Source organism: Caecibacter sp. AF58-12pH5A (assembly GCF_027681725.1).
Taxonomy (GTDB): domain Bacteria; phylum Bacillota; class Negativicutes; order Veillonellales; family Megasphaeraceae; genus Megasphaera; species Megasphaera hominis.
The window spans coordinates 1-401 of sequence record NZ_JAQDBC010000007.1 but is presented as its reverse complement, the minus strand read 5'-3'; the positions used below and the strand labels follow the sequence as shown (position 1 = coordinate 401).

1 protein-coding gene is annotated in these 401 nt (G+C 50.1%); it reads left to right on the top strand.

The annotated features are described in order from the left end of the window. Positions 1 to 262, top strand: a 262-nt coding sequence (locus tag PGX44_RS04955; RefSeq protein WP_498854472.1) for a hypothetical protein, incomplete at its 5' end; no start/stop codon positions are given. Positions 263 to 401: the final 139 nt, after the last annotated feature.

The window sequence follows — 401 nt, the reverse complement described above, 5'->3', positions numbered from 1 at the left end:
GCACGGCAGCTGGATGCTGAAACCGATCGCTGAAATAGGCTACCTCTGGACAATGGGCGACCGAACCGGTATGGAAACGGTCAGCCTCGATGGTACAGCCAACGCCTTTGGCTATGACATCGCCGACTCTGGTACCTTCTACGGCCGCTTAGGCCTGGAAGCCACAAAAGGCGACATGACCTACGGCATCGGTTACCAGTACCAGAAAGGCGACAGCGTCCGTAGCAACACCTGGATGGCCGCCGTACGGTATAAGTTCTAAGTTCTCTTTTAGCTCTAGGTATTTGAACTACCTATCAAGAGCAACGTTTTAGTTCCAACCCCTCACACAGTAAGAAGAACGGGGATGTGACAAAATGAGAAATCATTTTGTCCACATCCTCTTTTTATTTGCATCTTGA